Source organism: Synechococcus sp. CC9311, assembly GCF_000014585.1.
GTDB lineage: Bacteria > Cyanobacteriota > Cyanobacteriia > PCC-6307 > Cyanobiaceae > Synechococcus_C.
Genome location: NC_008319.1, coordinates 122,810 through 146,413 on the forward strand (window position 1 = coordinate 122,810; position 23,604 = coordinate 146,413).

24 protein-coding genes, 1 pseudogene and 1 riboswitch are annotated in these 23,604 nt (G+C 56.4%); of the genes and pseudogenes, 12 read left to right on the forward strand and 13 right to left on the reverse strand.

The features are described from left to right. The first annotated feature begins 52 nt into the window (after positions 1-52). From rpaB to SYNC_RS00615, 3 genes are all read left to right on the forward strand, one after another. Positions 53-820 (forward strand): response regulator transcription factor RpaB, encoded by a 768-nt coding sequence (gene rpaB, locus SYNC_RS00605; RefSeq protein ID WP_011618102.1) that lies wholly within the window; start codon positions 53-55, stop codon positions 818-820. A 71-nt stretch (positions 821-891) separates the two neighbouring features. Then, positions 892-2,361 carry a lysine--tRNA ligase gene (lysS, locus tag SYNC_RS00610; protein WP_011618103.1) on the forward strand — a complete coding sequence of 490 codons (1,470 nt, stop codon included), beginning with the start codon at positions 892-894 and terminating at the stop codon, positions 2,359-2,361. A 45-nt stretch (positions 2,362-2,406) separates the two neighbouring features. Then, positions 2,407-2,670, forward strand: coding sequence for a hypothetical protein (locus SYNC_RS00615; RefSeq protein WP_006042532.1), 264 nt, complete (start codon positions 2,407-2,409; stop codon positions 2,668-2,670). Between the two features lie 22 nt (positions 2,671-2,692). Here SYNC_RS00615 and SYNC_RS00620 read toward each other — a convergent pair whose 3' ends face one another. Genes SYNC_RS00620 through egtB form a run of 4 tightly spaced genes read right to left on the reverse strand, consistent with a single transcriptional unit; the run spans position 2,693 to position 5,645 of the window. Then, positions 2,693-3,178 (reverse strand): hercynine metabolism protein, encoded by a 486-nt coding sequence (locus tag SYNC_RS00620; RefSeq protein WP_011618104.1) that lies wholly within the window; start codon positions 3,176-3,178, stop codon positions 2,693-2,695. Beyond that, entirely contained in the window at positions 3,175-3,408 is a 234-nt protein-coding gene (locus tag SYNC_RS00625) for a hercynine metabolism small protein (RefSeq protein ID WP_011618105.1), read from the reverse strand. The genes SYNC_RS00620 and SYNC_RS00625 overlap by 4 nt, the downstream gene beginning before the upstream one ends. Before the next feature lie 27 nt (positions 3,409-3,435). Continuing rightward, the gene (gene egtD / locus SYNC_RS00630) at positions 3,436-4,416 is read right to left on the reverse strand and encodes an L-histidine N(alpha)-methyltransferase (protein ID WP_041426248.1); all 981 of its coding nucleotides are present in this window, start codon (positions 4,414-4,416) and stop codon (positions 3,436-3,438) included. Beyond that, complete coding sequence (egtB, locus tag SYNC_RS00635) at positions 4,413-5,645, reverse strand: ergothioneine biosynthesis protein EgtB (protein WP_193328836.1); 1,233 nt, start codon at positions 5,643-5,645, stop codon at positions 4,413-4,415. Before egtB ends, egtD begins: the two co-directional genes overlap by 4 nt. A 96-nt stretch (positions 5,646-5,741) precedes the next feature. Here egtB and SYNC_RS00640 point away from each other — a divergent pair, with 96 nt between their 5' ends. Beyond that, complete coding sequence (locus tag SYNC_RS00640; RefSeq protein WP_011618108.1) at positions 5,742-7,820, forward strand: phosphotransferase; 2,079 nt, start codon at positions 5,742-5,744, stop codon at positions 7,818-7,820. Here the strand turns inward: SYNC_RS00640 and smpB are convergent. Next, positions 7,814-8,308, reverse strand: a complete 495-nt coding sequence (gene smpB / locus SYNC_RS00645; RefSeq protein WP_011618109.1) for an SsrA-binding protein SmpB — start codon at positions 8,306-8,308, stop codon at positions 7,814-7,816. The genes SYNC_RS00640 and smpB overlap by 7 nt on opposite strands. A gap of 64 nt (positions 8,309-8,372) precedes the next feature. Between smpB and ruvB the strand changes: the two genes are divergently transcribed. The 6 genes from ruvB to thiC all read left to right on the forward strand — a co-directional run bounded on the left by ruvB (position 8,373) and on the right by thiC (position 13,877). Next, positions 8,373-9,452: a Holliday junction branch migration DNA helicase RuvB gene (ruvB, locus tag SYNC_RS00650; RefSeq protein WP_011618110.1), complete on the forward strand. Its 1,080-nt coding sequence runs from the start codon at positions 8,373-8,375 to the stop codon at positions 9,450-9,452. After that, positions 9,449-10,258, forward strand: coding sequence for a tetratricopeptide repeat protein (locus SYNC_RS00655; protein ID WP_011618111.1), 810 nt, complete (start codon positions 9,449-9,451; stop codon positions 10,256-10,258). Before ruvB ends, SYNC_RS00655 begins: the two co-directional genes overlap by 4 nt. Beyond that, complete coding sequence (locus tag SYNC_RS00660) at positions 10,255-11,430, forward strand: amidohydrolase (protein ID WP_011618112.1); 1,176 nt, start codon at positions 10,255-10,257, stop codon at positions 11,428-11,430. The genes SYNC_RS00655 and SYNC_RS00660 overlap by 4 nt, the downstream gene beginning before the upstream one ends. Next, entirely contained in the window at positions 11,427-11,657 is a 231-nt protein-coding gene (locus tag SYNC_RS00665) for a DUF3188 domain-containing protein (protein ID WP_011618113.1), read from the forward strand. The genes SYNC_RS00660 and SYNC_RS00665 overlap by 4 nt, the downstream gene beginning before the upstream one ends. 1 nt (position 11,658) lies before the next feature. Beyond that, on the forward strand, positions 11,659-12,285 hold the full coding sequence (locus tag SYNC_RS00670; protein ID WP_011618114.1) for a HEAT repeat domain-containing protein: 627 nt from the start codon (positions 11,659-11,661) through the stop codon (positions 12,283-12,285). Between the two features lie 40 nt (positions 12,286-12,325). Beyond that, a riboswitch (TPP riboswitch) is annotated at positions 12,326-12,434 on the forward strand. A 45-nt stretch (positions 12,435-12,479) separates the two neighbouring features. Then, positions 12,480-13,877: a phosphomethylpyrimidine synthase ThiC gene (gene thiC / locus SYNC_RS00675; protein ID WP_011618115.1), complete on the forward strand. Its 1,398-nt coding sequence runs from the start codon at positions 12,480-12,482 to the stop codon at positions 13,875-13,877. Between the two features lie 176 nt (positions 13,878-14,053). On the opposite strand, the gene tkt is transcribed toward thiC, so the two are convergent. From tkt to acpP, 3 genes are read right to left on the reverse strand one after another with little or no spacing between them, the layout of a single operon-like run. Next, positions 14,054-16,063, reverse strand: a complete 2,010-nt coding sequence (tkt, locus tag SYNC_RS00680) for a transketolase (protein WP_011618116.1) — start codon at positions 16,061-16,063, stop codon at positions 14,054-14,056. Positions 16,064-16,111: 48 nt separating this feature from the next. After that, positions 16,112-17,359 (reverse strand): beta-ketoacyl-ACP synthase II, encoded by a 1,248-nt coding sequence (gene fabF / locus SYNC_RS00685; protein WP_011618117.1) that lies wholly within the window; start codon positions 17,357-17,359, stop codon positions 16,112-16,114. An 8-nt stretch (positions 17,360-17,367) separates the two neighbouring features. Then, positions 17,368-17,610: an acyl carrier protein gene (gene acpP / locus SYNC_RS00690; protein ID WP_038014040.1), complete on the reverse strand. Its 243-nt coding sequence runs from the start codon at positions 17,608-17,610 to the stop codon at positions 17,368-17,370. A gap of 149 nt (positions 17,611-17,759) precedes the next feature. Here acpP and psaC point away from each other — a divergent pair, with 149 nt between their 5' ends. Both psaC and glmS read left to right on the forward strand, forming a co-directional pair. Further along, positions 17,760-18,005 (forward strand): photosystem I iron-sulfur center protein PsaC, encoded by a 246-nt coding sequence (gene psaC, locus SYNC_RS13635; protein WP_006042515.1) that lies wholly within the window; start codon positions 17,760-17,762, stop codon positions 18,003-18,005. 50 nt (positions 18,006-18,055) lie between these two features. Then, positions 18,056-19,942, forward strand: coding sequence for a glutamine--fructose-6-phosphate transaminase (isomerizing) (gene glmS / locus SYNC_RS00700; protein ID WP_011618119.1), 1,887 nt, complete (start codon positions 18,056-18,058; stop codon positions 19,940-19,942). Between the two features lie 121 nt (positions 19,943-20,063). Here the strand turns inward: glmS and SYNC_RS00705 are convergent, their stop codons facing one another. The 5 genes and pseudogenes from SYNC_RS00705 to SYNC_RS00725 form a co-directional block, all read right to left on the reverse strand. Continuing rightward, the gene (locus SYNC_RS00705; RefSeq protein ID WP_011618120.1) at positions 20,064-20,510 is read right to left on the reverse strand and encodes a TA system VapC family ribonuclease toxin; all 447 of its coding nucleotides are present in this window, start codon (positions 20,508-20,510) and stop codon (positions 20,064-20,066) included. Beyond that, positions 20,510-20,755 carry a CopG family transcriptional regulator gene (locus tag SYNC_RS00710; protein ID WP_011618121.1) on the reverse strand — a complete coding sequence of 82 codons (246 nt, stop codon included), beginning with the start codon at positions 20,753-20,755 and terminating at the stop codon, positions 20,510-20,512. The genes SYNC_RS00705 and SYNC_RS00710 overlap by 1 nt, the downstream gene beginning before the upstream one ends. Before the next feature lie 210 nt (positions 20,756-20,965). Next, a pseudogene (locus SYNC_RS00715) lies at positions 20,966-21,307 on the reverse strand (SLC13 family permease); the annotation flags it as partial. 478 nt (positions 21,308-21,785) lie between these two features. Further along, positions 21,786-22,580 carry a glycosyltransferase family A protein gene (locus SYNC_RS00720; RefSeq protein WP_011618124.1) on the reverse strand — a complete coding sequence of 265 codons (795 nt, stop codon included), beginning with the start codon at positions 22,578-22,580 and terminating at the stop codon, positions 21,786-21,788. Between the two features lie 213 nt (positions 22,581-22,793). Then, positions 22,794-23,591, reverse strand: a complete 798-nt coding sequence (locus tag SYNC_RS00725) for a hypothetical protein (RefSeq protein WP_041426254.1) — start codon at positions 23,589-23,591, stop codon at positions 22,794-22,796. Positions 23,592-23,604 lie beyond the last annotated feature (13 nt).

A 23,604-nucleotide genomic window follows, 5' to 3' on the forward strand; every position in this document is an offset into this window, starting at 1 on the left:
ACGAACTGTTCACGCTGACCGGTAGAGTTGTTTCTCTTCACATTGTGTTGCGATGCCCACAGATGGGCCTTCTGTAAAAGGAACCATTCTTGTGGTTGACGACGAGCCCGCAGTGAGGCGGGTTTTGTTGATGCGTCTGCAATTGGCTGGTTACAACGTCGTCTCCGCTGAGGATGGTGAGGAGGCGCTGGAAAAGTTTCACAGTGAATCGCCGGATCTCGTCGTTCTCGACGTGATGCTTCCAAAAATGGATGGCTTTGCTGTCTGCAGGCGCTTACGCGCTGAGTCATGCGTTCCGATTATTTTTCTTTCGGCTTTGGAGTCCATCTCTGAGCGCGTGGCTGGCCTTGACCTTGGAGCTGACGACTATCTTCCAAAGCCCTTTAGCCCAAAGGAACTTGAAGCCCGCATTTTCACGATCCTGAGACGGGTGGGGTCCGGTTCTGCCACCGTTGAGCCCCGCGAGATTCCCAGTGGCCAAGGGGTGATGCGTGTTGGAGATTTAGTGGTTGACACCAATCGCCGTCAGGTGAATCGGGGAACGGAACGCATCGCTCTGACATACACAGAATTCAGCCTTCTTGAATTGCTCTTCCGCGACCCGGGTCATGTGGTCCCGAGGGCCGAAATCCTTGAGCAGCTTTGGGGGTATCCGCCCCGACGTGCGGCTGACCTAAGGGTTGTTGATGTGTACGTGGCACGCCTGCGAGGAAAGCTTGAGCCCGACCCGCGTAATCCTGAAATGATTCTCACGGTGAGAGGGATCGGCTACTCGTCCCAACGCATGGGCGAACCTGCAGGAGCACCTGCAGCAGTTTGATGAATTTGGCCTGATCGCTTCGCTCTTGTCCCCGCCGCGGGGCAGGATGGCGCCCGACTGCTTCTTCTCTCTTGTCTGAACTTCGTGAGACCCGCTTGGAGAAGGCGAATGCTCTCAAAGAACAGGGGCAAGAGCCGTATGCATTGCGTTTTGATCTCACCGATCGCATGGCTCGCCTGCAAGCCGATCACGCTGATCTTGCAAAAGGCGCCGAGCGAGACCTCAAAGTTTCGGTTGCTGGTCGGGTGATGACGCGCCGGGTGATGGGCAAGCTTGCATTTTTCACGCTGGCGGATGAAACGGGAACGATCCAGTTGTTCCTTGAGAAAGCAACGCTGGGCGACAGCTTTGCTCAGCTCAGTTCCTTGGTGGATGCAGGTGACCTCATCGGGGTTCATGGCATCTTGCGCCGCACCGATCGGGGTGAGTTGTCCGTCAAGGTGAGCAAATGGGAGATGCTCACCAAATCGCTGCAGCCGTTGCCAGATAAGTGGCATGGCCTGGCGGATGTGGAGAAGCGCTATCGACAGCGCTATCTGGATTTGATCGTGACGCCGCAGTCCCGTGAGACGTTCCGGCGTCGGGCGATGGCTGTTAGTGCGATCCGCCGTTGGTTGGATGAACGCGACTTTCTAGAGATCGAAACACCGGTCCTGCAGTCCGAAGCCGGTGGCGCTGAGGCGCGGCCGTTCATCACGCATCACAACACCCTCGATCTGCCTCTCTACTTGCGGATTGCCACTGAGCTCCATCTCAAACGGCTCGTGGTGGGTGGATTTGAACGGGTCTATGAGCTCGGGCGGATCTTTCGCAACGAAGGGGTGAGCACGCGCCATAACCCTGAATTCACTTCGGTGGAGGTGTATCAGGCCTATGCCGATTACAACGACATGATGACGCTCACCGAACAGCTAATCGCTTCGGTTTGTGAGCAGGTATGCGGTACAACCCGCATCAGCTACCAGGGCGTGGAGGTGGACCTGACGCCGTCCTGGAGACGCGCCACGATGCATGAACTCGTGCAGGAGGCCACCGGCCTGGATTTCACCTCCTTCGAGACCCGTGAAGCGGCTGTGGAGGCGATGCGAGCGGCCAATCTCCCGGCGCCAGATAAGGCCGACACCGTTGGACGGCTTTTGAACGAAGCGTTTGAGCATGCTGTGGAACCCAATTTGATCCAGCCCACCTTTGTGCTCGATTACCCGCAGGAAATTTCACCCCTGGCGCGTAAACATCGCAGCAAGCCAGGGCTTGTGGAGCGCTTTGAATTGTTCATCGTGGGCCGAGAAACGGCCAATGCCTTCAGTGAGCTCACGGATCCTTTGGATCAAAGAGGCCGCATGGAGCTCCAGCAGGAACGTCGTGCTGCCGGAGATGTGGAAGCCAGCGGAGTGGATGAAGATTTCATCCAGGCGCTCGAAGTGGGAATGCCCCCCACGGGTGGACTTGGAATCGGCATTGATCGCCTGGTGATGCTGCTTACTGACAGCCCCTCGATTCGGGATGTCATTGCCTTCCCATTGATGCGACCTGAGGGGTGACCTGTCAGCATGGATAATTAAACCCAGTGGCAGGGTCCAATTCCCATGAGTGGTGAGCGCGTAGGTTTCCGCTTCAAGCACGCCGATGCGGTGGTCAAGCGCAATCCGCAGGGACGTTCCCGTCGCGGATGGGTGATGGAGCCAGTGGAGCAGACCACGAGCCGAGGCACCAAGATGCCCGCTTATCGCATCCGCTGGCGCGACAGTGAGCGTCCTGAGATTGTGCTCCAGCACATGTTGATCGCAGATCCAGACCCCACCCCTCCGCCTGAAAACGTGAGTCTTGAGCCTCCCGCACCGAAGGCTTGATCGAGAGCAATCTCAAGTTTGATTAGCTGAGGCCTTGATTGCGCCTCAGTTCTTCAAGCTCTTGTTGCGCTTCAAATAGAGCCCAGTCCTCATCAAGGCTGCGCCGCGATGTGGACTGTTTTTCCTGGGATTTAAGGCTGTTGAGCTGCTCTTCGAGTTCGGCGAACTGAAGCCCAAGCGCCTCGAACTCCTCCCAGAGCTCGCGACCTTGCTGCATCAGAGCAGCAACGTGCTGATCCGCCCGTTGTGCGAGTTCAAGGGCACCAGCCCTTCGTGCTTTCTCGCCACGCGTTGTCCAGGCTTGGACCTGTTCGGCAAGGGTGAGCAGCTGACGGCGTAATTCCCTCGCTTGGAGTTGCTGTTGCCCGCGACGGTTGTGAAGATCCCTTTGGCGGTCCTGGAGATGCTGTTCGCGCAGAAGTTGATCCTGACTTGGATTGCTGCGCAAAAACTGTTCAAGCCTTTCCTCCAAGCCGCGTTCGAGGTGGTCCAGCCAGGTGGGACTCATGGGATTTGTTCCGGTGCGCGTGTGATCAAGGGAGCTTCGATTTCCTGCTCCAGTGGATTGATCGCACCTTCCCGTGAACGGAGTAAGAGTTGGGTGAGACGAGCGACTGATCCCTCCCCGAGCTCCAGCGCACCCAAGCGATCGAAGGCATTGCGATACACAGCTTCTAGCTCTTCGATCAGGGTTTCACGTTGTAGGCGAACTGTGGCCCGTTGCTCGTCGCGACTCATGGCTCAGTAGGGATAAAGGTTTGGATCTCAGTCTGGGGCCTTTAAGAGATGCAAGGAGAGATCGTCATCTGGATCATGCCAGCGGCGAACCCAGCGCCATCCAGCCTGTTGCGCTAACGCAACAGCCTTCTGAGGGCTGTATTTGAGGCTGTATTCGGTGATCAGTGGTTCATCGCATTGGAAGGTCCAACTGTCACCGGCGATCCTGACGACTTGTTTGCAGCTGCTGATCAAGGCCATCTGCACTCGCTGTTGGTCGGCTTGCCAACGGGCTTGGTACGAAAAGCATTGCGGGTCAAAATTCGCTCCTAACTCGGCATTGAGGCGATGCAGCAAGTTGCGTGCGAAGTCGGCTGAGATGCCAGCGGCGTCGTTGTAGGCCGCTTCCAGGCGGATCTTGCTTTTGGGTTGGTCCAGACCAAGAAGGAGAGGGCCCCCATTCAGCAACTGCTTGAAATGGCGGAGCAGGTGGACAGCATCGTGCTGTTCAAAATTGCCGAGCGAGCTGCCAGGAAAGAAACCGATGCGTCGTTGGTCTCTCAGAAAGGGGTGTTCTGGAACGGCTGAAAGCGTGCTGTGATCGCAGCAAATTCCTAGCATTGGCACAGCTGGGTAGCGTTGCTGCAGAGCTGTGGTGGCTTTGCGTAAGTGCTCCGCACTGATGTCTAGAGCCACGTAGGCGGCGGGACGGACCGCATCGAGAAGGGGGCCAACTTTTTGGGCGCTGCCAGCACCGAATTCAATAATGACGCCGTCACCGATAGCGGCTGCAATCTCGGGGGCACGCAACTCGAGCAGAGCAATTTCGGTGCGTGTGAGGCTGTATTCGGGTTGTTGGCAGATGCGATCGAAAAGGCGAGAGCCCTCCTCGTCATAGAGAAACCAGGCCGGGAGTTGGCGGGGGCAACGGTTGAGACCGATCCGGACGAGCTGTCCCATATCCGCTGCTGGCGGATGGAGGTTGATCAGTTCGGTTGTTTGATCAGTTCGTTGTGAGGTTGTGGTCATCGGGCCAAGCGCAGGCCAGCCGCCATCCAGCGACTAGAGGGAGCAAAAAAGTTGCGGTAGGTGTCACGGGCATGGCCATTCGGGGTGAGCTGACTGCTGCCCCGCAACACAAATTGGGAGGTCATGAACTTGCCGTTGTACTCACCAACGGCTCCTTGGGCCGCTTGAAACCCTGGATAGGGCCTGTAAGGACTCGCGGTCCATTGCCAAAGCTCAGCATGCTTTTGCTTGAGCTGCAGCCCCTGCTTCTGTGCGGCTGTTTCCCACTCGGCCTCCGTAGGGAGGCGAGATCCAGCCCAGCGTGCATAGGCATCAGCTTCAAACCAGCTGAGATGGCGTACTGGGCGATGGGCTTCTAACGGGCAGCGGCCGGCCAGGGTGAACTCCCAGGCTGTTTGGTCTCGCTGCTGTTGATTACTTTGCGCCTGGCGCCAATAGCGCGGTGCTTTCCACTGTCGCTCTGAGCAGATGGCCCAGCCTTCACTCATCCAGAGTTCGGGGCGCTCGTAGCCGCCGTCCTCGATAAAAGCCTTGTATTCACCGTTGCTCACCAAGCGATCCGCCAGGGCATAAGGCTCGAGCCAAACCCGATGACGTGGTTCCTCATTGTCGAAATGGAAGGGATGGGCATTGTTGCTGTTGTTGTTCTGTTGGCTGTTCTGGCCGATCTCCACCAGGCCACCTTCAAATTGCAGCCAAACGGCAGCTGTGCCGTCGTTGGGAGAGCCTGCGGGTTCTTGCCAATCTGTTCGGTAGGCAGGCTCTAAAGGCTGACGGCTGAAGGCATCGAGAAGATCCATCAACATCAACTCCTGATGCTGTTGCTCGTGCTGAAGGCCAAGCTCCACAAGTCCTAACCAGGGGAAATCGCCGTTGTGTTCGAGCAGGTTTTCCAGGGCCTGGTCCACCTTGTGCCGCCATGCGATTACCTCTGCTATGGGCGGCCTGCTGAGTAAGCCCCGTTGCGGTCTGGGTTGGCGAGGACCAACCGCGTCGTAATAGGAGTTGAAAAGATAGTTCCAGCTCGGATCAGCCCCCTCGTAACCAGGGCAATGGGGGATCAGAACAAAGGTTTCGAAAAACCAGGTGGTGTGAGCGAGATGCCACTTTGGTGGACTTGCATCGGCCATGCCCTGGAGGCAGAGGTCTTCGGCTTCAAGCGGCTCAATCAACACTTCGCTAGTGCGGCGTACGTCCATCAGCCGGCTGAGCAGCGTGCCGGATTCCATGGCAGGTGTTGCTCGTGACAAAGACCCTAGTGAGGCCACGCTGCAGGTGCTTTCGCACAACTCCCCCTACCATCAGCCCATTGAGGCAATGTCGTTGTGATCGGCACGCTGCTCTCTGAGCGCTACCGCTTGGATCAATGTCTGACGTCAGATCAGTCCGCACCCCAGGGAACGCTTTGGCGTGGAACCGATGTGTTGGCATCAGATGCGCCAGTGGCATTGCGGCAGCTTCAGGATTCCGAGGCTCAAGACCGGTTCCGGCAGCTATGGCCCGCGATGCAATCGGTTCTCCACCCACTGATTCCACGATTCGGAGGTCTGCTGGAGGAATTGGATTCGCTCTGGCTGGTCAGGGAGTGGCAAGAAGGATCCAGCTTTGGGCAAATCCAGCAGCAGAGGCGTGAGCGTCAGCTCGTGTTCGGTGGCGGCGAAGTGTTGTTGTTGTTGCGCCAGCTGCTTCCAGTGTTGGGCGTTCTGCATGGAAAGGGACTGGTCCATGGCGATATCAATCCCAGCAACCTTCTTCGCCGTGATCAGGATGGACTGCCGGTTTTGCTCGATTTTGGTCTGCTTCAAAACCTGGGAACCGCCCCGCTTTTAGGAGCTACGGCTAGCTATGCCCCGAGGGGGCAAGGCCGCGGCGAGACGGCCGCGCCATGGATGGATTTGCATGCTCTCGGCGTCACCGCACTGACCTTGCTGAGCGGACGTGCCCCGGAGGCCTTGCTGCCGGCCGATGCCAGCGAATGGCAATGCCCCCCTGACCTAGAGCTCCATGAAGGGTTCCGCGATGTGTTGGAACGCATGCTGAGCGAGGTGCCAGGTCGCCGTTTTGAGAAGGCCTCGGAGGTTTTGCAGGCCTTGAAAGTGGTTCCTATGCCTGAATCGACCGGGCCCATGCCGAGTTCGGATCGAACGGTCGTGCTTGCTCCTGTGGTGCTGGCCTCTGCGGAACTCCCTGTCGTGGAACCGCAGGCTGTTGGCCCCTCTTCCCCTGAGCCTCGCCGGCGTCAGCGCGCTGATGAGCGCCAAGTGGCTGCGGAAGGGCGGCTATGGCCCGTGGTGATTGCTCTCCTGTTGTCAGCGCTAGTGGGCACTGCAATCGGCTGGTTCCTTCTAAGTCGGGGTAATGCTCCCTCGGGTGTCCCATCCACCGAGCGTGATGTGGTGGGCCGCTCGCCGACGGCCAGCCTCCCGCCGGCAGAGGTGGATCAGCGTCAACAACTTCTTAGTCGGCTCAGGGCTCTGCAGGTGGACCGCAGCTGGTTCTTGCAGCTTGTGGATGCCAGCTTGTTGGCCCGATTCCCGGAGCGAAACGGTCGCTTGCCCAGTGATTCCCTTGAGGATGCGCCCCTTCGCAAGGTTTGGAACGAGTTGGCCAACGAGTGGTTGGCCAGGGTGGAGCAGTTGCCTCCAGGGTTGCGCAGTCGCCTCGGGAAACTCGATCAAAAAGATTGGCAAACCCAGCGTCAGGCCCTCGTCGCCCAAGGGGTGAATGACAGGGTGGTGGAACAGCTGGTCTCCGTGGCGGCCAACACCCTGTTGCCGGGTGTGACCTATGGAACCAAGCCGCCAGAACCCTTCCGGCAGCTTTGGTTCGCGGCTGCCTTGCGCAGTCTGGAAGAGGTCAAGATTGAAAGGATTAGGGCAGGGGCTGAGATGGCTACCGTGCTTTCCAGTCGGGTACCAGCCGATAGCGCGCGCCTGATTTCCATTCAGGTTCCGGCCAATCGTCGGTTGGTGCTCGGTATTAATGGAACACCGTTAATGCAGATGACGGTCTACGCCGCTGACGGCTCTGTGGCTGCAGAACGGGGGCCTTTGCGAGTGGTCACCCTGGCGGCTGATGTGGGCACGCCTGTCCAGGTGCTCGTGACGAATGAGGGCGTCGCCTCCGGGCTTCTGACCTTGTCCTCTCGAGCTGACCTCCCGAATCCGAACCCTGTGCCGAAAGCTGTATCAAAACCACTGCCAAGGGTGGATCTCAATCCGATTGCCGATCCGGCGACGGGGGTGCAGGGGCCTGTAGAGGCGTTGCCGGAGCCCCCTGGCCCGAAGCCAGCAGGTGTGAAGGAGGACGTCTCCCAAGAGCAATCCCTCCAAGAGCCATCCGCTCAACCAGAGGGCGATCGAGTCCCAGAAGCAGCTTCCAGCACAGGGCTGAGTCGTCAGTAGCGGGCGATGGCATCCCGTGTTTCTTTCTTGACCTGTTTGTCTTTGGCGGCGGCCCGCTTGTCATGAAGCTTGCGTCCCTTGCCCAGGCCGATGGTCACCTTGATCCATGACCCCTGCAGGTGCAGGTTGAGTGGAATCAAGGTGAGCCCTTTTTGTTCGAGGTGACCGCGCAATTTGTCGATTTCGCGGCGATGGGCAAGTAGGCGCCTCACCCTGAGGGGGTCGTGATTGAAATAGCGGCTGGCGTGGGTGTGCGGGGAGATGTGAACGTTGTGGAGGTGCAGCTCGCCCCGTCTGATCAGGCAGAAGCCATCCCGCAGATTGGCCTGCCCCGCCCGCACCGACTTCACCTCGGTCCCCAGAAGCTCGATTCCCGTTTCTAGGGTTTCAAGGATCTCGTACTGATGCCGAGCCAGCCGGTTGTCGGCCAGCAGGCGATTCGCCGCTGCTCTTGCTGCTGCACTCTTCTTGCCGCCTCCCTTGCCCATCTCGCGTCAGGCCCCACGGCCGATCGGTCTTCCGACCTTATCCAGCTATCGGTACCCTGCGACCATGGCGATCGTTTCTTCCAACGCTGAACCCTCCAAGGGAGCTCCTCGACCGAAGCCGTCGCGGGTGGTGGATGCAGCGCGTCAACTGGATGATTCGGCAGAGCTGAGCGCGACGAAGGAAGATGGTCTCAGGCCTCGCCGTCTCGACGATTACATCGGTCAGCGCGAACTCAAGCAAGTGCTGGGGATTGCCATCCAAGCGGCGATGGGTCGGGGTGAGGCCCTCGACCACGTTTTGCTGTATGGCCCTCCAGGGTTGGGTAAAACCACCATGGCGATGGTGTTGGCTGAAGAGCTTGGGGTGACCTGTCGGATCACCAGCGCTCCTGCCCTTGAACGCCCTCGCGACATTGTTGGCTTGCTCGTGAACCTGCAGCCAAAAGAGGTGCTCTTTATTGATGAGATTCATCGGCTTACCCGCGTTGCGGAGGAGCTCCTCTATCCGGCGATGGAAGACCGACGCCTTGATCTCACTGTTGGCAAAGGAAGTACGGCGCGAACAAGAGCCCTGGAGTTGCCGCCCTTCACGCTGGTGGGAGCAACCACAAGGGCTGGTGCGCTGAGCTCTCCCCTGCGCGATCGCTTTGGACTGATTCAGCGCCTGGAATTTTATGGACAAGAAGATCTGCAAGCGATCGTGATGCGGGCTGCTGGTCTGTTGACCCTGCAGCTTTCGCCTGAGGCTTGCGCAGAGATTGCCCGACGCTGTCGTGGCACTCCCCGCATCGCTAACCGACTCTTGCGCCGGGTGCGTGATGTGGCCTGTGTGCGTGAGGTGTCGGGCTGCATCGACGTGAAGTTGGTGGATGAAGCGCTCACGCTGCATCGTGTGGATGGCAAGGGCCTTGATGCCAGTGACCGGCGCCTTCTGGAGCTGTTGCTTCAGTCCCACGGAGGCGGCCCCGTTGGTCTCGATACGTTGGCTGCGGCGCTCGGTGAGGACCCCACCACCCTGGAAGCCGTGGTGGAGCCCTATTTGCTTCAGCTCGGCTTTCTGCAGCGCACCCCCCGTGGACGGGTGGTGACCGCAGCTGGTCGAGGCCATCTCGGTTGGCCTGCGGATGAGGGGGATGCGGCATGAGCTTTGATCCCAAGCGTTGGTTGTCTTTGCTCCTTGCAGCCTTCGGGGTCGTGGTGTTGTTAGGGGCTGATCCAGCTCTGGCTGAATCACTTCCTACGGATCAGCACCGTCAATTGTTTGAACAGGCTCTGCGCTTCAGCCGCCAGGGTGATCCACAAAAGGCCCTCGAGGGATGGGATCAGGTGCTGGAGCTCGCACCAGACGACGCTGCTGCCTGGAGCAACCGCGGCAATGTCCGTCTCGTTTTAGGTGATACCGAGGGTGCGATCGCCGATCAAACCAAGGCCATTGCGCTTGCTCCAGAAGAATCGGACCCCCATCTCAATCGAGGTACGGCTGAGGAGGCGTTGCAGCACTGGAAGGAAGCCGAGCAGGATTACAACTGGATTTTGAAGCGGGATCCTGAAGATGCTTCAGCGCTCTACAACCTCGGCAATGTGCGCGGTTCCGAAGGTGATTGGCAATCAGCTGAAAGCCTTTATGGACGAGCCGCTGAGGCCCGTCCCGGTTTTGCAATGGCGCGCTCCAGCAGAGCGTTGGCCCTCTACCAACTCGAGGCCTTTGACGAGGCTGAGCGGGAGATGCGCAACTTGATCCGTCGTTATCCGATGTTTGCTGATGCACGGGCTGGCTTGAGTGCTCTGCTTTGGATCCGTGGCTCACGAGGTGAGGCTGAAAGCAACTGGGCGGCGGCTTCAGGCTTGGATCCCAGCTATCGCGAAGCCGATTGGTTGCTCCAGGTGCGTCGCTGGCCGCCACGTCCTGTTGCTGATTTACAGCGTTTTCTGGCTCTGGAGAGTCCATGACCACCACCACTCCCCCTCTCAAACAGCGGCTTGAGGCGATCTTGCCCGATTTGATCGAGCTGAGACGCCATCTCCATGCCCATCCGGAACTGAGTGGGGAAGAGCACCAGACCGCGGCCCTGATTTCAGGAGAGCTGCGTCAATGTGGCTGGCGTGTTCGTGAAGGCGTAGGGCGCACCGGTGTGATGGCGGAGCTTGGGCCTCAGAGCGGTCCGCAGTTGGGTTTGCGCGTGGATATGGACGCTTTACCCGTAGAGGAACGCACGGGTTTGCCCTATGCCTCCTTGCGGCAAGGGGTGATGCATGCCTGCGGCCATGACTTGCATAGTTGTATTGGCTTGGGGGTTGCACGCTTGTTGGCGCAGGAGGCGTCCTTGCCAGTGGGGATGCGCCTTTTGTTTCAGCCTGCTGAGGAGCTTGCGCAAGGTGCCCGCTGGATGCGCGCTGATGGCGCCACAGATGGGCTCAATGCGTTGTTTGGAGTGCATGTGTTCCCAACATTGCCCGTGGGCACGATCGGTTTACGCAGCGGCAGCTTGACGGCTGCTGCGGGAGAACTGGAAATCGAGGTGATCGGTGAAGGCGGTCATGGAGCGAGGCCCCATCAAGCTCTCGATGCGATTTGGATAGCAGCACGGGTCGTCACGGGATTGCAGGAGGCGATCAGTCGTCGCTTGGATGCCTTGAATCCTGTGGTGGTCAGTTTTGGGAAGATCGAAGGGGGTAAAGCTTTCAACGTGATCGCAGACCGGGTCACCCTCCTTGGCACGGTTCGCTGCCTTTGTGCTGATCTCCATGAACGGTTACCGGCCTGGATTGAGGAGACGGTGCAAGGCATTTGTGGGAGCTTTGGCGCCACCGCTCGGGTTCGCTACCGCTGCATCGCTCCCCCCGTCCGCAACGATCCAGCCCTTACTGCGTTGCTTGAGCGCAGTGCCGTTGAACAACTGGGGGCAGATCAAGTGCAACGACTCGACCAGCCCTCCCTCGGCGCCGAGGATTTTGCCGAACTGTTGCAGGACGTTCCCGGCAGCATGTTTCGATTGGGGGTGGCAGGACCCGATGGATGCGCAGCCCTCCATAACGGACATTTCAACCCTGAGGAAGGGGCCCTAGGCGTAGGTGTGCAGGTCTTGACCGCTGCGATGTTGGCTTGGAGACCGACACCATGAGCCGTCAATCCAGGACAAGGATCCACATCGTGTTGTCGCTGGCAGCACCCTTGATGATTTTGCTTGGGGTGTCGGCGATGCTGCAGCGAGAGGGCCCCGACCGCTGGCAAGCTCTTCCTGCCATCCTTGTGGGATCTGGTTTGGTGATCCATGCAGTGGTGGGACGTCGTCATCGCCGCCATCAGCTGTTGATCGCCTTGCGCACCACCCGTTCTCAGGAGGATTGAGATGGCCAACACCCCTGAACAGACCGCACCCAATCCTGAGGAGTTGCGCGCAGCAATTGCGTCGGGTGACCCAGTGCAAGCGATGCCAGCCCTTGCCAAATTGCGAGCGCTGCCCGATTCAGACAACGACAGTGTTGTGATTCCACTTCTGATCTTGGGGAGTGAACAACAGGCGTTTTTAGTGCGTTCATTGAGCTGCAGTGGCCTGGGCTACCGGCGCAATGAGCAGGGCTGGCAGGTGCTGAGTCGCTTGCTGCTGGTTGATGAAGATCCCAATGTGCGCGCTGAAGCTGCTAACGCCCTGGCGAGCTTTGGGGTGGAGCGATCCTGGCCACTGTTGCGCGATACCTTCGCGAAGGATGGCGCTTGGTTGGTGCGTTGCAGCATTCTTTCCGCTTTCGCTGAGCAGCCGGGAATTAACCCGGCTTGGTTGCTGGAGCTAGGCAAGCAAGCGATCGCAGATGCTGACGGCACCGTGCGGGTGAGTGGGGCGGAAATCTTGGCCCGGTTGGTTCGCGAGCAGGTCGGAGATGCCAACGGCTCCGAAGCCAGGGCGCTGCTTCAGCCATTGCAGCAGGATGCTGATCACCGTGTGGTGGCTGCTGCTTTGAATGGGTTGCAGCCCTAACTAAGAAGTGGGTCAGACCGGAAAAGCGTTGCTAGCTTTCAAAGACCACTAGGGGTGCCCCGGCTTTCATTGCGATCGCTGGGGCTGAGATCACACCCTCTGAACTTGATCCGGGTCATGCCGGCGCAGGGAAGTGAACGATGTGATCTTCGGCTGTTTGGTCGGCTCCTGGCAATTCCGCTGCTGCCAAGAACATGCGTACTGAATGGGTTTCCGCTCGCAAGGGCCAGGCCAATGTGTCTCAGATGCATTACGCCCGTAAGGGTGTGGTGACGGAAGAGATGGCCTATGTAGCCAAGATCGAGAACCTTCCGGAATCCCTTGTGATGGAAGAGGTAGCAAGGGGTCGGATGATCATTCCCGCCAATGTCAATCACACCAATCTGGAGCCGATGGCGATTGGCATTGCCAGCAAATGCAAGGTGAACGCCAACATTGGTGCGTCTCCCAATGCCTCGGATGCAGCAGAGGAGGTGAACAAGCTGAAGTTGGCCGTGAAATATGGCGCCGACACCGTGATGGATCTGTCCACCGGTGGCGTCAACCTCGATGAAGTGCGTACATCGATTATTGGGGCGTCATCCGTGCCAATCGGCACGGTGCCTGTGTATCAGGCCTTGGAAAGTGTGCACGGCTCGATCGAGAAACTCGATGAAGATGATTTCCTGCACATCATCGAAAAGCATTGCCAACAGGGCGTTGATTACCAGACGATTCACGCTGGCCTGTTGATCGAGCATCTCCCCAAGGTGAAGGGACGCCTAACGGGAATTGTGAGCCGTGGAGGCGGGATCTTGGCGCAGTGGATGTTGTATCACCACCGCCAAAATCCTTTGTTCACGCGCTTCGACGATATTTGTGAAATTTTTAAGCGCTACGACTGCACCTTCTCCTTGGGAGATTCATTGCGTCCTGGCTGCCAGCACGATGCCTCCGATGCTGCGCAGCTTGCTGAACTGAAGACCTTGGGAGATCTCACCAGGCGGGCTTGGAAGCACGATGTTCAGGTGATGGTTGAGGGTCCAGGCCATGTGCCCTTGGACCAGATCGAGTTCAACGTGAAGAAGCAGATGGAAGAGTGCAATGAGGCGCCTTTCTATGTGCTCGGCCCATTGGTGACCGATATCGCCCCTGGCTATGACCACATCACTTCAGCGATCGGCGCTGCAATGGCGGGCTGGCATGGCACCGCGATGCTTTGCTATGTGACGCCTAAGGAGCACCTTGGTCTTCCTAATGCGGAGGATGTACGCGAGGGACTCATTGCCTACAAGATTGCAGCCCATGCGGCTGATATTGCCCGTCATCGCCCAGGTGCGAGGGATCGCGATGATGAGCTCAGCCGCGCTCGTTATGCCTTCGATTGGAACAAGCAGTTTGAGTTGTCTTTAGATCCAGAGCGGGCGAAGGAGTATCACGACGAAACTCTGCCAGCAGACATCTACAAGCAAGCAGAGTTTTGTTCGATGTGTGGACCCAAGCATTGCCCGATGCAAACCAAGATCACGGATGCGGATTTGGACGGACTCGAGCAAGTGCTTAAGTCCCAGGGTGCTGCGGAATTGGTTGGCGTGAAACAGGACAAACTCTGAGTTTTAGCTTCAAGGGTCTGTGGCCTTGATCATCACTTTCTTAAACCCTGGTGTGATCACCAGGGTTTTTTGTTGTCATGGTCATTTGGGTGGTGGACCAAGCCAAATAAAAAGCCCTCCTTGCGGAAGGCTGGAAAAGCAATGCTCTTCCTAGATCAGAATTGGATCGCTAATGATCAGCCCAGTAGAGCCTTTGACTTCGCAACCACGTTGTCGACGGTGAAGCCGAACTTCTCCATGCAGGTGCCGCCTGGAGCGGAGGCGCCGAAGCGATTCATGGTGATGCTGTCGCCATCGAGACCAATGAAACGATGCCAGCCAAAGGTTTCAGCGGCTTCCACCACGATCCGCTTACGAACAGCGTTGGGGAGCACTTCTTCTTTGTAAGCATCGCTTTGCTCGTCGTAGAGCTCAACGCAAGGCATGGAGACGACGCGCACATTTTTGCCTTCTGAGGTCAGCTGTTTGGCAGCTTGCACGCAGAGGTCAAGTTCGGTGCCTGTACCGATCAAAATCAGATCGGGTGTGCCTGCACAGTCTTCAAGGATGTAACCGCCGAATGCCACTTTGTCGATCGAAGAGTTGGCTTGATTCGCCATCCCCTGACGGCTGAGGCACATCGCGCTGGGGCGGTTGCGATTTTCGATTGCAAGCTTGTAGGCACCACTGGTTTCATTGCCGTCGCCAGGACGGAACACCAGCATTCCAGGCATGGCGCGGAGCGATGGGATGGTTTCGATCGGCTGGTGGGTGGGGCCGTCTTCGCCAACACCGATGGAATCGTGGGTTAGCACGTAAATCACACCAAGCATGCTCAGTGCAGATAAGCGCATGGAACCGCGCATGTAATCGGCAAACACAAGGAAGGTGCCGCCGTAGGGGATCAGGCCGCTGTTGTGATAAGCGATGCCATTGAGTACTGCCGCCATCGCGTGCTCGCGTACACCGAAGTGGAGGTAGCGCTTTTCAGGGGTTTCGGGCTGGTAAGAGCCAGTTTCTCCGGCGATGTCGGTGTAGTTGGAGTGGGTGAGGTCAGCAGAGCCGCCGATCAATTCGGGCAGGTTGGCGCCTAGCGCTCCAAGACAGATCTGGGAATGTTTGCGTGTGGCCAGACCTTTGTCGTCTGGGGTGTAAGTAGGCAGATCTTTGTCCCAGCCCTGGGGGAGTTCGCCCCGCAGCATGCGCTCAAATTCTGCAGATTCTGTGGGGTATTTGCTGCGGTAGTTCGCCAAAGACTGATTCCACTCAGCTTCCTGGGAAGCGCCGCGCTCCACCGCCTGGCGGTACTGGTCGTAGGCCTCTTGAGGAATTTCGAATGGGCCGTGGGTCCAGCCCAATTGCTTGCGTGTGAGCTCAGCTTCCTCTGCTCCAAGCGGGGCGCCATGGACACCAGCCGTATCACTCTTGTTGGGTGAGCCGTAACCAATGGTGGTGGTCACCTTGATGATCGAAGGCTTGTTGGTGACGGCTTTCGCGGCCTCAATCGCCTTGGCGATCGCGTTCACGTCGGTGTCTCCGTCGGCCACGTGTTGTACGTGCCAGCCATAGGCTTCGTAACGCTTGAGAACGTCCTCGGTGAACGACACATCAGTTCGCCCATCAATGGTGATGTGATTGTCGTCATAGAGGGCAATCAATTTGCCCAATTTGAGGTGGCCGGCCAGGGAGGCAGCTTCTGAAGCCACGCCTTCCTGATTGCAGCCATCACCCATGATCACGTAGGTGAAGTGGTCCACAACTTTGGCGTCAGCCTTGTTGAATTTGGCGCCCAGGTGTGATTCGGCAATGGCCAGACCCACGGCATTGGAGATTCCTGCGCCAAGGGGCCCGGTGGTGACTTCGATCCCAGGGGTTTCAAATGTTTCCGGATGTCCTGGCGTTTTCGAGCCCCACTGCCGGAATTGTTTGATGTCGTCGATGGTTACGGAGTCGTAGCCGGTGAGGTGCAGGAGGGCGTACTGCAGCATGCAGCCATGGCCGGCTGACAGCACAAACCGATCCCGATTGAACCACTTTGGGTTTTTGGGGTTGTGCTTGAGAAACTTGTCCCACAACGTGTACCCCATCGGTGCGCAGCCCATGGGCAAACCGGGGTGACCGCTATTGGATTTATTGACGGCATCAACGGCCAGCATGCGGATGCTGTTGACGCAGAGCGTATCGAGAGAAGCGGTTGCGGCGGCCATGGAGTGGAGAGGAGGGGGGAGAAGTTAAAAGTTGGACTGAGCTTGGTGTTAGCTCATGCGTCGGAAGGCGAGGCAGACATTGTGACCGCCGAAGCCGAAGGAGTTGGACAGCACTGTTCCCAGTGTTAGTTCACGTGCTGTGTTCGGCACAACATCCAGATCACATTCGGGATCCGGATTGTTGTAGTTGATGGTGGGTGGAACGACACCGTTGCGCAGTGCCAGCACACAGGCCACAGCTTCGATTCCGCCCGAGCCCCCGAGCAAGTGGCCCGTCATCGACTTCGTTGAACTCACCGGAATGTCCTTGGCGCGACTGCCAAGAGCACTCTTAATCGCTGCGGTTTCGTTGCTGTCGTTGGCTGGTGTACTGGTGCCGTGGGCGTTGACATAGTCCACGCTGTCAGCAGCGATTCCACCATCTTCAAGAGCAAGGCGGATGGCGGCAGCACCACCAACGCCGCCTGGAGTTGGAGAGGTGATGTGGTGAGCATCACAAGTGGTGCCGTAGCCAACGATTTCCGCCAAAATTGTGGCTCCGCGGGCTTCGGCGTGGGCAAGAGTTTCAAGGACCAAAATCCCTGAACCTTCTCCGATCACGAATCCATCCCTGGTTTTATCGAAGGGCCTACTCGCACCAGCAGGATCATCGTTGCGGAACGAGAGCGCTTTGGCACTGGCGAAGCCGGCTACCCCAAGGGGCGTGATCGCTGATTCGGCACCGCCGCAAATCATGGCGTCGGCTTTTCCTAACTGCAGCAGCTGGAAGGCATCGCCGATGGCATTGGATCCTGCGGCACAGGCGGTGGCCACAGCCGAGCTAGGACCTTTGGCACCAAGAGCGATCGCCGCCAGCCCTGTGGCCATATTCGGAATCATCATCGGCACCGTGAAGGGGCTGACGCGACCCGGGGCTTTGTCTTTCAGGACATGAGCCTGGGTTTCCATGGTGAGAAGCCCACCAACCCCAGAACCGATGCTGACGCCAATGCGATCAGCATTGTCTGGGGTGATCGTGAGGCCCGAGTCGGTGAGGGCTTGCTTCGCAGCTACCACGCCGAATTTGCAGAAACGATCCCAGCGTTTGGCGTCTTTGGGCTCAATGAAGCCACTGGGATCAAAATTCTTGACTTCAGCAGCGAAACGACAGGCGTGCTGCGCTGCATCAAACAAGGTGATCGCTTCGACGCCGTTCTTTGCAGAGGTCAATCCCTCCCAATAATCAGCGACGGTATTGCCGATCGGCGTAACGGCACCGAGGCCTGTGACCACGACGCGCTGGAGACCCTCCACCATGCAGATCCTCAGGCTTGCTTGTCTTCGATGTATTTGACGGCATCGCCAACGGTGGCAATCCCTTCGGCGGCTTCATCGGGAATTTCGATGTCGAAGGCTTCTTCAAGAGCCATCACCAACTCGACGGTGTCGAGTGAGTCAGCTCCCAGATCGTTCTGAAAGTTGGACTCCGGTTTGACTTCGCCGGCATCGACGCTGAGTTGCTCCGTAACGATCGAACGGACTTTTTCGAGGATCGATTCCTGGGACATGGCCGAGCAGACGTGACGTCGCATCTTACGGGCTTGCCCCATGCTCACCCTCCTGGCGTTAACAACGGTGACGGCAGGCCAGCGTGAATGACCCAGTGGCACTCGCAACGGGTACCTTGATTTCAAGTCATCCGCATCGGAACGGGCACATGTCCCACGCCGTCAAGATCTACGACACCTGCATCGGTTGCACACAATGTGTGCGTGCTTGCCCCCTAGACGTCCTCGAAATGGTCCCTTGGGACGGCTGCAAGGCGGGCCAAATCGCCTCCTCTCCTCGTACAGAGGATTGTGTGGGCTGCAAGCGCTGCGAAACCGCCTGCCCCACAGACTTCCTCAGTATTCGTGTCTATCTCGGGGACGAGACCAGTCGAAGCATGGGCTTGTCCTACTGAATTTGGTTCAATACCCATACGATCAGCCCGGCTAAGCCGGGTTTTTTTCTATGTGCGGCATCGTCGCGGTGATTGGTTCGCGAGACGCGGCACCGCTGCTGCTTGAAGGTCTTCGACAGCTTGAGTACCGCGGCTACGACTCCGCGGGCATCTCCACGTTGCAGGGCAAGGATTTGCACTGCCTTCGCGCCAAAGGAAAGCTGAACAACCTCACCGTTCGTGTGGACAGTGAAGGTGCACCAGGTCTTTGCGGGATCGGCCATACCCGCTGGGCGACCCATGGCAAGCCTGAGGAGCACAACGCCCACCCCCACCGTGATGGAAGCGGCAGGGTTGCGGTCGTTCAGAACGGGATCATCGAAAACCACCGGGCCTTGCGAGAAGAGCTCACTGCTGCTGGTGTGAGTTTTCAGTCGGAAACCGACACGGAGGTCATTCCCCACTTAATCGCAGCGCAATTGCAGTTGATGGGTGTCAGCGAGGGAGCTGGAAACGGCCAAATTCTGTTAGAAGCCGTGCAGGCTGTGCTTCCCCGGCTTCAAGGGGCTTACGCCTTAGCGGTTTTGTGGGCTGATGCCCCCGGAGCTCTGGTGGTGGCACGCAAAGCAGCACCACTTCTGATTGGGCTTGGGGAAGGGGAGTTCCTTTGTGCCAGCGATACCCCAGCATTGGCGGGATTCACGCGCACGATCCTTCCCATGGAAGACGGCGAAGTGGCGCTGCTCAGTCCGCTGGGAATCGAGCTTTACGACGCGGAAGGAGCCCGGCAACAGCGCACCCCAACGATTCTCAGTGGTTCGGATCACATTGCCGATAAGCGCCATTTCCGCCACTTCATGTTGAAGGAAATCCATGAGCAGCCCGAAACGGCACGGCTCTGGGTGGATCGCCATCTTCCGGTGGGGCTGACCGCCGCCAATCCGGTGGCGCTTCCGTTTGAGGAATCGTTCTACGAAGGCGTGGACCGTATTCAAATCTTGGCCTGTGGCACCAGCCGCCACGCTGCTTTGGTGGGGGCGTACCTGCTTGAGCAATTCGCCGGACTTCCCACCACGGTGTTTTATGCCAGTGAGTTTCGCTATGCGCCACCACCGCTGGCTCCGAACACCCTCACCATTGGGGTAACGCAATCTGGAGAAACGGCCGACACCCTGGCGGCACTCAGCATGGACGCCAAGCGTCGGCAGGCCTACGGCCAGCCTGGCTATGCACCAAAGCAGCTCGGCGTGACCAATCGCACCGAGAGCTCATTGGCCCGGCAGGTCCCTCACATCCTTGATATCGGTGCGGGGATCGAGGTCGGCGTCGCCGCCACCAAAACCTTCCTTGGTCAGCTACTTGCCTTTTATGGATTGGCGGTTGCCTTTGCGGCAAGGCGCGGGCATCGCTCTGAAACTGAAATCAGCGAATTGCTCGAAGAACTGCGGGCCTTGCCGGAGCAGTTAGAGCGACTGGTGGATCATCATGACAAAGGCTCGGAAGCCTTGGCACCTCGCTTTGCTGAAACCCAAGATGTGATTTTCTTGGGCCGAGGGATCAATTACCCGATTGCGCTGGAGGGTGCCCTCAAGCTCAAGGAAATCAGCTACATCCACGCAGAAGGCTATCCAGCTGGAGAGATGAAGCATGGGCCGATCGCCCTGCTCGATTCACATGTGCCGGTGGTATCGATTGCTATGCCTGGCCCAGTGTTTGAGAAGGTGTTGAGCAATGCCCAGGAGGCCAAAGCCCGTGATGCGCAAATGATCGGGGTGGCGCCTGTAGGCCCAGACACCGAGTTGTTTGATGCACTCTTGCCCGTGCCCGAAGTGAGTGAGTGGGTGAGCCCCCTACTCACGGTGGTACCGATGCAATTGCTCAGCTATCACATCGCGGCCTATCGCGGTTTGGATGTGGATCAGCCACGTAATTTGGCCAAGAGCGTGACGGTGGAGTGAATGCTGCAGTGTTTCGTTAGCAACGTGACCAGGGCGCTCAAGACGGCCTCACTTGGATCGGCAATGCAAAAACATCTTCAGCATCGGACATTGAGCGGAATCAATGCCCTTCCAAAGGTCATCAGCCTGGATCAATCAAATGCAACGCCTCTTCTCCCCCGCGTACAGCACGAAGGCTCAGGCGCCTGTCAAAGCTGACAAGCCTTCCTTGGTGATGCACTGCCAACCCAAGAAGGTAGGTATCCGTGATTTGCCCGTGGTGAAGAAGTGCTTCTGCCTCAAAGACTCCAGTGGCCTGCCAGGACAACGCATCAGGCCAAAAAACATGAGCCGGATGGGCAAGCAGTTCTTGGAGGAATGACATCACAACAGCAGGCCCGCCAGGGCTGTTGGGATAGCGCGGGTTCCCGAGAATTCGTAACAGCGCGTTCTGAGTGAGGGGGCATGTCGCCCAGCCATCACCGCCATGGGCCTGAAACCAGCGGTGGGATGGCTCGTGGTGCACATGCTGGGGATCGATCAAAGCGATCAGCACATTCACATCCAGCAACGCAATCGGTTCGGCCATCAAGCCTCTTCATCGCGAAGCTGATTGACAAGCTCAAGATCAACAGCCCCACCAGAAGCTTTGACAGGCAATTGCGGCAATCCGGAGCGTTGCTCCAAAACGTTCTGCGACCCTCCGTCTGCTGGCCTGGATAGGGTCTGCCGGGCTAGGTCGCTAATGACATCGCCCACAGAACGGCGACGCTGACGAGCCAATACGCGCGCTGCGGCGAGCACATCGTCATCGAGCCGCAGGGTCGTACGCATCAAGCATCACACATCTTTCATCAATTTAGCGACAAGCCACAGCAACTACCAAGGGCGGCAGATCAAGCGTCCCAAGAGCTCGCACGCCTCAAATACGAGGCGATTCCTCCGCGAGCAGGGTGACCTCACAGAGCGGAGAGCGATTGGGAATCACCACCTCCGCGAGATAGCCATCACGGCTTAAGACCTGAAGGTTGTCGTCGATTTGATCGCCACGATCGGGGTGTTGGGGATGAAGCCGGAAATTGGCGCCACCACAAAGCCAAAGACCAGCATCAACTGGCTGGGGTTGAGGATTCGCGGCGATGCCAGCAATTCTCGCAAGCGATCCAGGGCACCACTGTGCAACAAGCAATTGGAGAGCACAAACAATCCCACCAGCGTGATCAGAGCAGGGCTACCAAAGCCAGCCAAAGCCTCATTTGGTGTGAGCACGCCTGTACCCATGAGCAAGCCTGCTGCTAGCAGAGCCACCAGCTCAGGCGCCAGCCAACCGCCGATGAAACAGGCAATCGCCAACCCCAACAGCAGCAAGGTGCCCAGGGCGCTCAAGACGGCCTCACTTGGATCGGAAATACAAAGACGTCTTCAGCATCGGACATTGAGCTAAAAAGCTACCAAGCCCGATAAATCAGACGGACAAAATCGCGTAGAGCGCGGGAACCTCCATCAAGTGCAAAAGCAGAAGGAAACCACTGGGTGGGAGGCGCCTGATCAGCCATAACCATTTTTTGCAAAGCCACAATGAAGCTGTAAAAATCACTGATCAGCTGATCAGTTAGAAATGCCAGCGAAACGAACTCGGCATCACGACCGAAGGAAGGGAGATTCGATCACTATCGCCACCAGTCCTAAGAACTCGACTAACACCAAGTGAATTAACCTGAAGCCGACTGTAAACAAAACTGACAGCATCATGCTTGCAGCGAATCGCTTGCGGTCAGGCGAGAATAGATCGGCTGGAACTTGCCGAGCTTCACAATATCACTGGATTTCTGGATACTACATGAAACACCAGAAGAACCATAAATTAGAATTCAACGCGCGGAGAAATATATTCTTTAATGCTAAAAAAAACCTGCAGCATCCCTCGCAAGAACAACACCAGCAACGTCGCAAAAAATCCATACCCTAATCGCTTATAGCACCTCCAAAGCCATTGAAAAGCCAAAAATTTATTACCAGAAATCGAAGAAGGATCAACACAATATATAGCTAGAGGATTGGGATATTCTGCTATCTGCTCTGAATTTAATCTTGATATCACAAAGTGCCAAAAAAGGTAGTCCTCATGGTTCACAGGAGCGAAGAATAAATCAGAAATTGTCGCACGAGATACGCAAGACGTTAACATAGGAATAGGATTCGACACTTTCACCAACAACTTAGGAGCTATGCCAAGAGGTGTTTTCCGAACTTTACCGAAAGAAGCTCCACGATTCCCCCTAACATAAGGAGAATAAAGCAAGCAATATTCGGGATTTGATTTCAGTTGTTTTGCTTGCATCTCAAGCTTATTAGGAAACCAGCGGTCATCTATATCGAGAAAACATATAAAATCACCTTGTGCAAGTTTAAGTCCAAAATTTCTCGCTTGATATGGGCCAGAAATTTCACGCACAAGAGTGTTACAAAAAACATAAAATCGCTTGTCTCCAGCGATGCAATCATCAAGAATATCTGTGGTTCCATCAGACGAACCATCATCTACAATAATTGACTCCCAATTAGAAAATTTTTGTTTTTTCAAAGTCTCTATATATCCATAAACGTCACGTGCTCCATTTAACACAGGGGTAATGATTGAAAATCTTGGGGACGCCATAACAATACAAAAAGGAATGAGTAAAAATAATCTCAGAAATAATATGCAGCACAGGATAAGTTAAACAGCAAATGGAATCGAGCCCGACTCATCAGATCATCAACAATACAAAAGATCAACCAAGCCAAAAACATTAATAAATGGCTACTCACAAAACCCTGGTCATGCGTAAAAGTGTACATCAAGCAAAATAAGTGCTAATTGGAAGGAGAATTAATTTGTGACGCCCCAAAAATCTTGGTGCAAAATGCGCGTTGTAGTCCTACTCTTAGAAGCCAACGAACATTCGAGCAACCTCTTATTTATAAAATAAACCATTGAAAAAGGGCAGGAGAGGGCAACATCGCTCAAATTCCTTGGCTTAAGATCAAACCTATTATTGACTATATTTGCGTAGCAACAAGAAAACTGATCAATCAAAGAGGATCCTGTATACCATAAATGATTTGAGGCATAAAGAACAAATTCAAACTCCGCAAGGTGATTATAAATACTACGCAATTGGCTTGAATAGGTTGCTTCGACTCCGACAATTAAAATAGAACTTAGGTATTGAGCAGTCCAAAGCTCCTTCAAAAGATCCAGCTCAAGCCCTTCAATATCTATCTTTGCCGCATACTTAATACGCTTATCTATGTAATCATGAGGAGATAATGAATTAACGGGTTCACAAATACAACCTCTTGACTTGTAAAGGTGGAAATCCGAAGTAACTTCTGCGGCGCCAGTATGTGACTTTTCAAAACACAAGTAAAGCGATTTTGTATGATCAGCGCCAACACAACCGCTTATAAAATCAAGATTAAAAAACCCTAGCTTTTCAACTCTTTTTTTTGTACGTTTCTGCAGTTCATAGTTTGCATCTATCAACTTAGCCGTTGAATCTCTTGATGGCAATGCTGCAGTTGTGAACTCACCATGATTGGCACCAAAATCAATCAAAGTTAGGTCGAATACTTGCAAGAAAAGTCGAAAAAAGCAAGTGTCAAGTGGTTCCCGTTGAATCTGCATCCTTAAAAAGAAG